This is a genomic window from Pseudobutyrivibrio sp. ACV-2 (genome assembly GCF_900107545.1).
Taxonomy (GTDB): Bacteria; Bacillota; Clostridia; order Lachnospirales; family Lachnospiraceae; genus Pseudobutyrivibrio.
Window position 1 is genome coordinate 73652 of record NZ_FNQZ01000012.1, and the last position, 11379, is coordinate 85030.

Sequence of the window (11379 nt, forward strand, 5' to 3'; positions counted from 1 at the left end):
TATGGTTCAGCTTCAAGATTTTGATGACTTTAAGATTCCTATCGGAGTATCAAACCGTCATGTCCATGTTTCCAGAGAGGATTTAGATACACTTTTTGGTAAGGGATATGAACTTACAAAAAAAGCAGATTTAGGACAACCGGGACAATATGCTTGTAATGAAACCGTTACAGTAAGAGGCCCAAAAGGAGAGTTTAAAAATGTAAGAATTCTTGGACCCATCCGAAAGGAAAGTCAGGTGGAGATTTCTCTTACAGATAGCTTTCAGTTGGGTGTTAAGGCACCCGTCAAGGAGTCCGGTCAGCTCGATGGAACACCAGGTGTTACTCTTATAGGACCAAATGGTTCAGTTGAAATGCCAAGAGGTACTATCGTCGCACTTCGTCACATCCATATGACTCCAGAGCAGGCGGCAAAAATGGGTCTTAAGGATAAAGATGTGGTGGAGGTAGAAACCTTCGGCGAAAGAGCAGGAGTTCTTGGAAATGTGCTTGTGAGAGTGTCGGATAAATTCGCACTTGAAATGCATGTAGACATTGACGAGGCAAATGCCTGCTCGCTTAAAAACAAAGATTACGTTGTAATACGAAGACATTAATGGAGAGACTAAAGTGATAATAGAAAAGGGTGTATTAGATTCCTTTGCTAGATTGGTAGAGGATGAAAAAGCAAATTCAGCAGAAGGAAAACTTAAGGTAGGAGTAGACTTAGGAACTGCAAACATCGTGCTTGCCGTAGTAGATGAAAACAACGAGCCTGTTGCAGGTGCTACTTACCCATCATCTGTAGTGAAGGATGGCATAGTAGTTGACTACATGGGGGCAATCAGAATTGTTAAAAATCTAAAAAATCAGGTTGAAGGACTGCTTGGTCAGGAATTGACAGAGGCATCCTGCGCTATTCCACCAGGAGTTGTTTCTGGAAGCGTAAAAGCTATTTCAAATGTAGTTGAAGGAGCAGGCTTCGACGTAATAAACATTGTGGATGAGCCTACCGCTGCAGCCACTGTTTTGGACATTAGAGACGGAGCAGTAGTTGATGTAGGTGGAGGCACAACAGGTATAAGCATACTCAAGGATGGCGAGGTAATCTACACTGCGGATGAGCCTACAGGTGGAACTCACATGTCCCTTGTACTTGCCGGCTACTACAATGTTTCTATGGAAGAAGCAGAAAAAATTAAAAAGGATCCAAGCAAAGAGGCCGATGTATTTCCTATCGTAAAACCGGTAATCCAGAAGATGGCTTCCATAGTAAAGGGCTTTCTTCGTGATTACGATGTGCCAGCTGTATACGTGGTTGGTGGAGCCTGCAGCTTTGAGGAATTCACCTCTGTATTCGAAAAAGAGCTTGGAATTAAAACTATAAAATCTAATCACCCACTTCTTGTTACTCCACTTGGTATTGCAATGAATTGCGAGAAAGACGCTTAGGTTCTTACCGGTCGAAAGGCTGGTTTGAAGCCATAATTAAAGAAAGGAAGAGTAGACATGGACATCGATGTAAATGTTATAGAAAAAATGGTGCGTCAGGCAATCGCAGACGTTTCTAAGGAAAACGGCTATCCAACAGTTACGGTTCATGGACCTGTTGGAAACTACGGTGTGTTTGATACCATGGATGGTGCAATCGAAGCATCTGTAATCGCTCAAAAGGAATTGCTTCATTCCACCATGGCACAGCGTCAAAAATACGTAGATACGATACGTGCCACAGTCCTTAACAAAGCAAATCTTGAAATGATTTCCATGCTTTCTGTAGAAGAAACAGAAATAGGAAAATATGAGCATAAACTTATAAAGAACCGCCTAGCAGCTGAAAAAACTCCAGGTACTGAGGATTTAATTACAGAGGCCAAGACAGGTGATAATGGTCTTACTTTAATAGAGTATTGTCCATTTGGTGTAATAGGAGCTATCACACCAACCACAAACCCTACTGAGACTGTTATTTGCAATTCCATCTCAATGATAGCAGGTGGAAACACTGTTGTATTTAGTCCTCATCCTAGGGCTACCAAGGTTACACATCTTTTAATTCAGATGTTAAATAAGGCTCTTGATGAAGTTGGAGCTCCTAAAAATCTAATCACTACCGTAAAGGAGCCATCTATCGAAAATACGAATGCCATGTGCGAGCATCCAAAGATTCGTATGCTTGTAGCAACAGGTGGCCCTTCTATAGTTAGAAAGGTTATGTCAACAGGTAAAAAGGCAATCGGCGCTGGCGCTGGAAATCCACCAGTAGTTGTCGATGAGACAGCAGATATTGAAAAGGCTGCAAAGGATATTGTTGATGGATGTTCTTTTGATAACAATGTTCCTTGTATTGCTGAAAAGGAAGTATTTGCTGTTGATCAAATCTGTGACTACCTTATTCATTGCATGAAGCAAAATGGTGCTTATGAAATGAAGGATCCTGCGATGGTTGAAAAGCTTGACGCTTTGGTTACTAATGAAAAGGGTGGCCCAAAGGTAGAGTTCGTAGGAAAGAGTGCCAAGTATATATTAGATAAGCTTGGAATTCAGGTTGGTGATGACATCCGTGTAATAATCATGGAGACAAATAAAAATCATCATCTTGTTACTGAAGAAATGATGATGCCAATCCTTCCTATCGTTAGATGCAATGATGTTGATGAGGCTATCGATGATGCATATGAAGCAGAGCATGGAAATCGACACACTGCAATGATGCATTCAAGAAACGTTGAAAAACTTACAAAGATGGCAAAGCTTCTTGAGACAACTATCTTTGTTAAAAACGCTCCATCCTATGCTGGTATTGGCGTTGGTGGGGAAGGTCATACCACATTTACAATAGCAGGACCTACAGGCGAAGGTCTTACCAGTGCCCGTTCTTTCTGCAGAAAGAGAAAATGTGTTATGGCGGACGCACTACACATTAGATAAAAATGGTGAATGCCCCAGTTATTTATCTGGGGCATTCTGTAAAAAGGAGTTGCTATGGGGTTAATAGAGCAAATTAAAGATGCCGGAATTGTCGGATGTGGTGGTGCAGGTTTTCCAACCCATGTAAAGCTAAATTGTACAGTTGAATATTTGATTGTAAATGCGGCAGAGTGCGAGCCGCTTCTTCGTACAGACCGGTATTTAATGCTAAACAAGGCCGATGAGATTATTTCTGCAGTTGAAATGGTGGCAGAAATTACTAAAGCAGAAAAGCTTTTTATAGCATTAAAAGAAACCTATACAGATGAAATTGCATCTCTTCAGGATGCTATTAATAAAAAAAATAGTAGAGTGGAACTTTTCCCGCTTAAGAACTTTTATCCTGCAGGTGATGAACAGATTATGGTTCTTGAGGTTACAGGCAGAACAGTACCACCTACAGGAATTCCTCTTGATGTAGGAGCTGTAGTTTCAAATGTAGCTACCATGTATGGGATATACGAGGCATCAAAGGGGGTTCCATTTACAGAAAAATATCTGACTGTAACAGGCGCTGTGGCACATCCAATCATCGTCAAGGCGCCTATCGGTACATCCTTCAAAGCCTGTATAGAGGCTGCAGGTGGACCTACTGTTCAGGATTACCATATCCTTGCAGGCGGTCCTCTCATGGGAAAGCTATATAGAAAAGAGGATTTGGACAAATACGATGTTACAAAAACCACATCAGGAATTGTGATTGTTCCAGATGATACAAATCTTGTTGCTATGCGTGAAACATCCTTGCATTCGATTTTAAAACGTGCAAAAGGTTCATGTATTCAATGCCAGACCTGTACATCTATGTGTCCTAGATATTTGAGTGGCCATCCATTATCACCACACAAAATAATGAGAAAGCTTGCCTATAGTGATATATCTGAAGTTCTGGAAGATAAAGACATTAAGGAAGCCATGACCTGCAGTGAGTGTGGTGTCTGCGAAGCCTATGCCTGCCCAATGGGACTTGCTCCAAGACAGGTAAATGTATATGTAAAAAAGGCACTTCGTGAAAGCGGATTTAGATATCAAAAAGACACTGAAACCATCTTTAGAAGTCGTGAAGACAGAGAATATCGTAGAATTCCATCTCACAGAATCGCGGCCAGACTTGGTGTTGAAAAATATTACGACTATACTATTCGAGAGCTTAAGGAATTAAATCCTGGCACAGTAAGAATCCCTCTACAACAGCATATTGGCGCACCTTCAGAGGCCACTGTAAATGTAGGTGATACTGTCACACAGGGTACACTTATAGGAAAAATTCCTGAAAAGGCTCTAGGTGCAAATATACATGCATCTATTTCAGGAACTGTAAAAGCAATTGAAAATGGTATGGTAGTAATTGGAAAATAAGGAGAGGCACACATGATAACAATAGGATTTCTGGAAAGTAACAGTATTGCCAGGGGAGTTGAAGCTGCAGATGCAATGCTAAAGGCAGCTGAGGTTAGATTGGTTGTCGCTCGTCCAAGCTGCCCGGGTAAATACCATATAATGATAAGCGGTGAGGTTTCTGCAGTTCAGTCTGCAATGGATGCAGGAAAAGAAAAGGTTGGCAGTTCTCTGATTGACGAACTGGTAATCCCAAGGGTGCATCCACAGGTTATCGAAGCCATCAATTTGGCTACAATGCCTGAAAAAGTCAGAGCCATTGGAGTAATGGAATATTTCTCTGTGGTGCAGGCTGTTATAGGCGCAGATGCTGCTGTAAAAGCTGCCGGCGTTGAACTTATCGAGGTTCGACTTGGCACTGGAATAGGTGGAAAATCATTTGTTGTTTTGACAGGTGATGTTTCTGCAGTAGAGGCCAGCGTTGCTGCAGGCACTAAAGAGGCCAAAGAAAATGGATTGCTGATTAGTGAGATTGTGATTGCACATCCGCATCCGGATTTGGTCGAAACATTACTTTAGAATAAGAACATTTAAAAGGCTACCTTCAAAAAATCAGGTAGCCTTATTTTTTGTACATAGATTTGCTATTATAAACATATATTTAGTATTACATTAATAATTAAGTTGGTATTATTAAGAAAATACAATCAGGGGGATTAAAAGAAAATGAGAAATGTATTGGTCAATCAAGTGGGATTTTTGCCGTCTAGTGACAAAAAGGCAGTTATGAATTTTCCTTGCGAAAATTATAAGATTGTGAATGACAAAAATGAAACTGTATATTCCGGCACCACTTTGCATTTTGGAACAGATGATATTTCTGGGGAGGATACCTATATTGCGGATTTTAGTCCTCTTAATGAACCAGGAAAATATACAGTAGTAGTGGACGATGTATCCAGCTGTAATTTTTTCATTTCACAGGACGTATATTCAAAGCTTATGCATGATGTTTGCAAATGCTTTTATTATCTTAGATGTGGTGAAGGCCTAGATAAAGAACATTCAGGCAAATATTATCATGAGCCTTGTCATCTCACTAAAGCCACAGTGTACGGAGAGGACACAGCACCTGTAGATGTATGTGGTGGTTGGCATGATGCTGGTGATTATGGTAGGTATTCCACAGCTGGTGCTGTTGCAGTAGCACATCTTCTATATGGCGTTAGGTTATTTAATAATCTGTTAGACGTAAAATTTGATATTCCATCAGTAACCTGCGATCATGGAGTTTTGCCAGATATTTTGGCTGAAACAAAGGTGGAGCTTGATTTTCTCATGAAGATGCAAAAAGATGATGGAAGTGTGTGGCACAAAGTAACCACCTTTAATCATGCTCCATTTATAATGCCAGAGGAAGATAAGGAAGAACTTTTCTTATTTCCAGCTTCATCTCTTGCCACGGCAGATATAGCTGCAGTTTTTGCCCTAGCGTACACTGTGTATAAGGATTATGATGCTTCATATGCAAATATCCTATTAGAAAAATCTTTTAAAGCCTATTCCTGGTTAGAGAAAAATCCAGCACCATTGCTATTTTCCAATGCTACAGGCTCTAACACAGGAGAATACCCAGAGCCTGAAGACTTTTCTAACAGATTTTGGGCTGCCTGCGCATTATATGAAGCCACAGGTGAGAAAAAGTATTATGCGGATGCTGTAGATTTTAAGGAATCCCTGGAAGATTATGATAGTGACAACTCAGACAAGGGTTATCAGGGAAATGTATTTACATGCTTTGGATGGGGAGATGTAGCTGGATTGGGTTCCTTGTCTTTGATTTTAAAGGGTGATGCTAGTGACTTATTGACCCTTGCAGAGGAAAGCTTTGAAGAAGAAGCGGACAGACTCTACTACATTTCCACAGCCAATGGTTTCGGGCTGCCTATGGCAAAAGAGGATTTCATTTGGGGAAGCAATATGGAGTTATTGAAATATATGATGATTCTTACAGTTGCAAATAAATTGTCTCCAGAAGAAAAATATCTGCAAATTATAACAGCTGGTTTGGATTATCTTTTAGGCTGCAACAGCATGGATGTTAGTTATGTCACAGGAAGTGGAGAGAAAGCCTTCAAGAATCCACATCTTCGCCCTACAGCAGTGGATGACATTGAAGAACCATGGCCTGGGCTTGTATCTGGCGGCCCAAACACAGGTCTACAGGATGAACAGGCACAAACTTTGCCAAAGGATACACCACCTATGAAATGCTATATTGATCACGTGGACTGCTATTCACTCAATGAAATTACAATATATTGGAATTCGCCACTAGTATTTACTTTGGCTGGATTGTTAGCTTAATGTTCTACACAAAAAATGCCCTACACCTCAAAAAAGATGTAGGGCATTTAATGATTTTTCTGGTTTACTCTTTTTTAGACAACTCAAATAGTTTTGCCTGATTAATCTTGCCATCCGCAATCATATTTGAAACCCAAAGCTTCAGTGATTCCACAGTCAAATCAATCTGCTCCAGCTGTTTTTGTATGGTGACAAAATCTTTCAATTCATCATCAGAAATAATACCATCAGCAGTAATGTCTATTAGACGTTCCTTTTGATTATTGAGAGAATTAAGCGCAGAAAGCATACTAAGTACAATCTCTGGTAGTGAAGAGGTTTTTACTTCAGGCACAGTCTCTTTACCTATTCTGCATTCATGAGTGCAGTAGTAATTACATAGCTCCGGTTTTTTATAAGCATCAGCCAAATCGATTACATCCTCGGGATAAACGGCTACCTTTCCAGTCTCTAGTTTTTCTAATCTGCTTTCAGTCATGGACCCGATTAATTCGCTTGCTTGAGCTCTTGTTAATCCAGCTTCTTCTCTAGCTCTAAAATATATACTTTTATCTTCTTTAGTAGACTTCCTTCCCATAGATTAATCCTCCCTGTTTTGTATCATTATATCTATTTTTTTATCAGTAAACAAATATAATGACCCTGCAATACAAACCACTTCTGAATTATCTATTATTTTATGCAAATCAGATTGCTCATTAAGTGCTTCTGAATCAACACCTCTGGCACGAATCATATCAGCTAGCTTTTCGGGCTCCATACTGCGCGGGTTTGGAACAGCCACCGTATAACATTTCTTTGCTATAGGTATCAGAGCATCAAGAATAATATCTACTTCCTTATCTGCAAGTATTCCCAGCACAAAAGTAATCTTCTTTCCAGGGAAATATTCATCTAACGACTCTCGTAAGACCTGGGCACCCTGTCTGTTATGACCACCATCAATAATGATAGGAGGATTATCAGAAAGTAGCGTAAAGCGTCCAAACCACTTCGTATTTACGATACCATTTTTTATAGCATTTTTAGATATGCTGTATCCCATACCGGAAAGTTTTTTTGCTGCGGCAATGGCTAAAGCTGCATTGTTTATCTGATAAGTTCCGAGCATGGTAGTGAAGTATTCGTCCCCGTCGCTGCCTTCAAAACACTGCCCATGTATGTCACGGCTTATTAGGCGTGGTTGTTTAATAAATTCTATAGGAACAGCAACATTAGAAACAGTAATGCATTTATCCATTAAGACGGATATAACTTCCTCCTCCTGCATAGCAGATACCACGCAAGTATACGGTTTTATAATACCAGCTTTTTCCGTGGCGATCTCACCAAGGGTGTTGCCTAAAATGGTCATGTGATCATAGCTAATAGGTGTAATGATTGTAACTAGAGGAGCTGGAATGACATTTGTTGTATCCATCCTTCCCCCCATGCTTACCTCTAAAAGGACAATTTCACACTGCCTATCTAAAAAATACATAAAGGCCATGACTGTAAGAAATTCGTATTCGCTTACAAAAATCCCTTTTTCAAGCAATTCATCATAACAAGGTTTTACAATAGAGAATATTTTGGCGAAATCCTCATCTAAAATATCAACACCATTAATCTTGAACATTTCATTGTAGCGATATAAAAATGGTGAAGTAAAGGCACCCGTAACAACAGATGCCTCCTTTAAAATATTGGCTAGATATGCGGTGGTAGACCCCTTTCCGTTGGTTCCTGCAATATGAACATATTTTAATTTATCCTGAGGTCTATTTAGTTTTTCAAGTAGTGCAAGCTCTGCATCAAGTGAAAAGAAATCCTTTTTAGCCCCTCCACCTGATGGTGGCACAAAATGGGGCATATTCTTGAAAAAAATAATTGCCTCTTCATATGTATAATTCTTCATAACGCTAGCTTTCTTATTCCTACCTTTTCCAGAGAATTAAGTACAGTGTATAATAGCACAGTCATGACAGGTATCATGATTAGTTCTTTCGGAAGTCTTGCGATGATAGCCGCTAAATATCCGTTTTTCAGATAAAGAAGATTTAGCCAAAAACTATTCATAATAATTCCGACAATCAGGGTATGTATAGCCTGAGTCGCAAAGATTCTTAAGAAGGTGCACTTATTATCATGAAGCATAACACCAAATATAATGCCACTTACTATACCACTTATAGTAAACCCGGGAAAAAATGGACCAGTTGGCTTAACGAGAAAGCCTCCTATATCGATAAGCGCTCCAACTATTCCTGCTACGCCTGGCCCAAACATCATTCCTGCCATGGCAACTGGAAGTGATCCAAAACGAATCTCAATCAGTTGAGTAATTGGTAATTTAAAGAACCCAAGAATTATGCCTATTGCTGTAAGCATAGCAGCAATCGTAAGTGTTTTTGTGTTAAATAATTTTTTCATAAAAAATACACCTCCTTTGCAGTTTCCTTTTCCTACAATGAAGGTGTATTATCATACTCCTTGCTATGTAGCAGCGGGATGCGAATTTAAAACCGCGGATAAACCTTCGTCCATCTGTCAACTCCCTGTACAAACGGCACTTAACGCTTTAAATTCTACTCTGCATTTCTATTATTTTGGCTACAGTATACGTTTAACTATCTACCATTGCAATAGCTATGAGTTAATTTGTAGATTTTTAAAATCATTATTATCAATAATGAGACATTCATTGATTATTCAAACAAATTTGGTACACTTTAAATCACAGTGAAAGTGGGTGGAGTTATGGATTTTAATTGCAATAATGAAAATAAATCTTACTCATCTGATGATAAATATGAAGATTTGGAAAAAATTAGGGAAGTCCTTCATAACGCTAAGAGACAGATTAATAAAGATAAGCTGAAATCTTCATCCATAGACATGAGTATACACATAGACATAGAGGGGGAATCATGAAAATGAAAATAAAGAAAGGATTGCTATCCTATATTTTCATAATAGTCGGGGCTATTATGGCCAGCTTTTCAGTAGCTTTAATTTTACTTCCAAATGATGCTATTGATTATGGTACTGCCGGTGTAGCAATTATCATCAGTAAACTAACAGGTATCCATCTTCCTATTTGTGTATTAGCAGTTTTTCTTCCATTCATAATAGCCGGTTATATTTTTCTAGGAAAAAATTTTACAATTAAAGCAACGCTAGGTTCTATTATATATACATTAGGAATCGATTTTTTTGAAACGGTTCCATTCGAATTAAATACAGAACATTTTCTGGCAGTAGCTTTTGGAGGCGCTATTTTAGGCGCTGGCTTGTCACTTATTTTAAGAAGTGGAGGCTGCATCGATGGTTCAGAAATCCTGGCAAATATTATAGTAAAAAAATTATCAGATAAAACTGGTAGAAACTACAGCATGACGCCAGTTCTTTTAGCATTTAATGCCATAGTATATATGACAGTATTTGTTGTGATTGATGCTACAGCAGCGCTTTTGAGCTTACTCGTGTATGTTGTGGCAACTGCAGTTATAGATCACTACACAGACCATTTCGAAGCTATCAAACAGGTTACAATAATCACACAAGACCCGGAAGGTATTATAAAAGATATCAAAGATAAACTAAATAAAACCTGTACCATCATGGATTCCAGAGGAGCTATTGCGGGAGAAAATAATACCTTATTTTGTTATATAAGTTATTTTGAACTCCCAATAATGAAAGAAATTATCTCCATTCATTCAGGAAGTTTCAGTACTGTATCTACCATAGATGAGATACTAAGATGATTATGAAATTCTCTTTGTGTTAACGAATAAAACACATGTTAATGCTATCATCAATCAATGGAGGGATGAGCTATGGATGGAATGGTAATTGAGAAAGATGATTTAGAAGTCGCTAAAGAGTATTGTAATGTGTATATTGAATTAAGAACTGCCTTACGTGAAGGCAAAATAGAGACCAGTGATGTCGAGGACTATCTAGCATACCGGGAACATCTTTTAACAAAAAGAGCAAAGCAGCTTGCTCAGGAGATGATTGATAATTATATAAAATAAATTCTCTCAACCAAGCCAAGAGAGGCTAGGAGAGAGAATGTTATCAATCGATTATTATAATAGCATATTTAATACTTGAATATTATATTATGGCATATTTTGTCAAAAAACTGGCATAATATGTGTTAGAGCTCGATATAGTTTATTGAGTTCTATTTTTTATCATTATATTATATATGTACTTATATATAGATGTAGATATATTGCTAGACTTAGTTGCTGAGGATAAGTATTTGCATAGAATTGTTTATAATGTTGACGCAATTCGCACAAAACTGCTGTTTGCGCCAAATAGATTTACTTTGAGCAAAAATTAAAAAAAGGCTTTACATCTAGACTTACAGGTGATACTATAATCGAGCACTGAGGGACAGCAAGTCACACAGAGTAAAAAATAAATGAAGATTGATAACTGAACAGTGAAACAAACCTTGAATTAATACAAGTTATTTATAGTTAACATGTATCCTTGAAATTCATTTAAGTTTCTTAAAGAAACGAAACCTTTATTAAGCGAATATGAATTCTTGAATTCATATTCTAGTAAGAATCTTTGATTCTTACATTTACAGTAAACAAGTCAGTTTTGTGCTGACCTGGAATTGAACTCAAGCAACTTTGGTTGCTTATATAATTAACATGAGAGTTTGATCCTGGCTCAGGATGAACGCTGGCGGCGTGCTTAACACATGCAAGTCGAA

General features: G+C 38.4%; 12 protein-coding genes, 1 rRNA gene and 1 riboswitch. Of the genes, 10 read left to right on the forward strand and 3 right to left on the reverse strand.

Translation table 11 applies throughout. The annotated features are described in order from the left end of the window. Position 1: 1 nt before the first annotated feature. From pduL to BLV53_RS12435, 6 genes are all read left to right on the forward strand, one after another. Positions 2 to 598, forward strand: coding sequence for a phosphate propanoyltransferase (gene pduL / locus BLV53_RS12410; RefSeq protein ID WP_442960182.1), 597 nt, complete (start codon positions 2 to 4; stop codon positions 596 to 598). 13 nt (positions 599 to 611) lie between these two features. Further along, a complete protein-coding gene (eutJ, locus tag BLV53_RS12415; RefSeq protein ID WP_090301341.1) occupies positions 612 to 1433 on the forward strand; it encodes an ethanolamine utilization protein EutJ in 822 nt (273 codons plus the stop codon). 57 nt (positions 1434 to 1490) lie between these two features. Then, positions 1491 to 2912, forward strand: a complete 1422-nt coding sequence (locus BLV53_RS12420) for an aldehyde dehydrogenase family protein (protein WP_090301343.1) — start codon at positions 1491 to 1493, stop codon at positions 2910 to 2912. Positions 2913 to 2966: 54 nt separating this feature from the next. Further along, positions 2967 to 4310 carry a 4Fe-4S dicluster domain-containing protein gene (locus BLV53_RS12425; protein ID WP_090301345.1) on the forward strand — a complete coding sequence of 448 codons (1344 nt, stop codon included), beginning with the start codon at positions 2967 to 2969 and terminating at the stop codon, positions 4308 to 4310. Positions 4311 to 4322: 12 nt separating this feature from the next. Continuing rightward, positions 4323 to 4868: a BMC domain-containing protein gene (locus BLV53_RS12430; RefSeq protein ID WP_090301347.1), complete on the forward strand. Its 546-nt coding sequence runs from the start codon at positions 4323 to 4325 to the stop codon at positions 4866 to 4868. A 147-nt stretch (positions 4869 to 5015) separates the two neighbouring features. Continuing rightward, entirely contained in the window at positions 5016 to 6656 is a 1641-nt protein-coding gene (locus BLV53_RS12435) for a glycoside hydrolase family 9 protein (RefSeq protein WP_090301349.1), read from the forward strand. Positions 6657 to 6720: 64 nt separating this feature from the next. Here the strand turns inward: BLV53_RS12435 and BLV53_RS12440 are convergent, their stop codons facing one another. Genes BLV53_RS12440 through BLV53_RS12450 form a run of 3 tightly spaced genes read right to left on the reverse strand, consistent with a single transcriptional unit; the run spans position 6721 to position 9068 of the window. Then, positions 6721 to 7233, reverse strand: coding sequence for a helix-turn-helix domain-containing protein (locus tag BLV53_RS12440; protein ID WP_090301351.1), 513 nt, complete (start codon positions 7231 to 7233; stop codon positions 6721 to 6723). Between the two features lie 3 nt (positions 7234 to 7236). Next, a complete protein-coding gene (locus BLV53_RS12445) occupies positions 7237 to 8553 on the reverse strand; it encodes a bifunctional folylpolyglutamate synthase/dihydrofolate synthase (protein ID WP_090301353.1) in 1317 nt (438 codons plus the stop codon). Further along, positions 8550 to 9068, reverse strand: a complete 519-nt coding sequence (locus BLV53_RS12450) for a folate family ECF transporter S component (protein ID WP_090301355.1) — start codon at positions 9066 to 9068, stop codon at positions 8550 to 8552. The genes BLV53_RS12445 and BLV53_RS12450 overlap by 4 nt, the downstream gene beginning before the upstream one ends. Before the next feature lie 69 nt (positions 9069 to 9137). Next, positions 9138 to 9233, reverse strand: a riboswitch (THF riboswitch). 162 nt (positions 9234 to 9395) lie between these two features. On the opposite strand from BLV53_RS12450, the gene BLV53_RS17070 reads away from it, so the two are divergent. The 4 genes from BLV53_RS17070 to BLV53_RS12465 all read left to right on the forward strand — a co-directional run. After that, a complete protein-coding gene (locus BLV53_RS17070) occupies positions 9396 to 9569 on the forward strand; it encodes a hypothetical protein (protein ID WP_170830850.1) in 174 nt (57 codons plus the stop codon). A 2-nt stretch (positions 9570 to 9571) separates the two neighbouring features. Continuing rightward, positions 9572 to 10405: a YitT family protein gene (locus BLV53_RS12455; RefSeq protein ID WP_090301368.1), complete on the forward strand. Its 834-nt coding sequence runs from the start codon at positions 9572 to 9574 to the stop codon at positions 10403 to 10405. 72 nt (positions 10406 to 10477) lie between these two features. Further along, on the forward strand, positions 10478 to 10678 hold the full coding sequence (locus BLV53_RS12460; protein ID WP_090301357.1) for a hypothetical protein: 201 nt from the start codon (positions 10478 to 10480) through the stop codon (positions 10676 to 10678). A gap of 635 nt (positions 10679 to 11313) precedes the next feature. After that, positions 11314 to 11379 (forward strand): 16S ribosomal RNA (locus BLV53_RS12465); the annotation flags it as partial.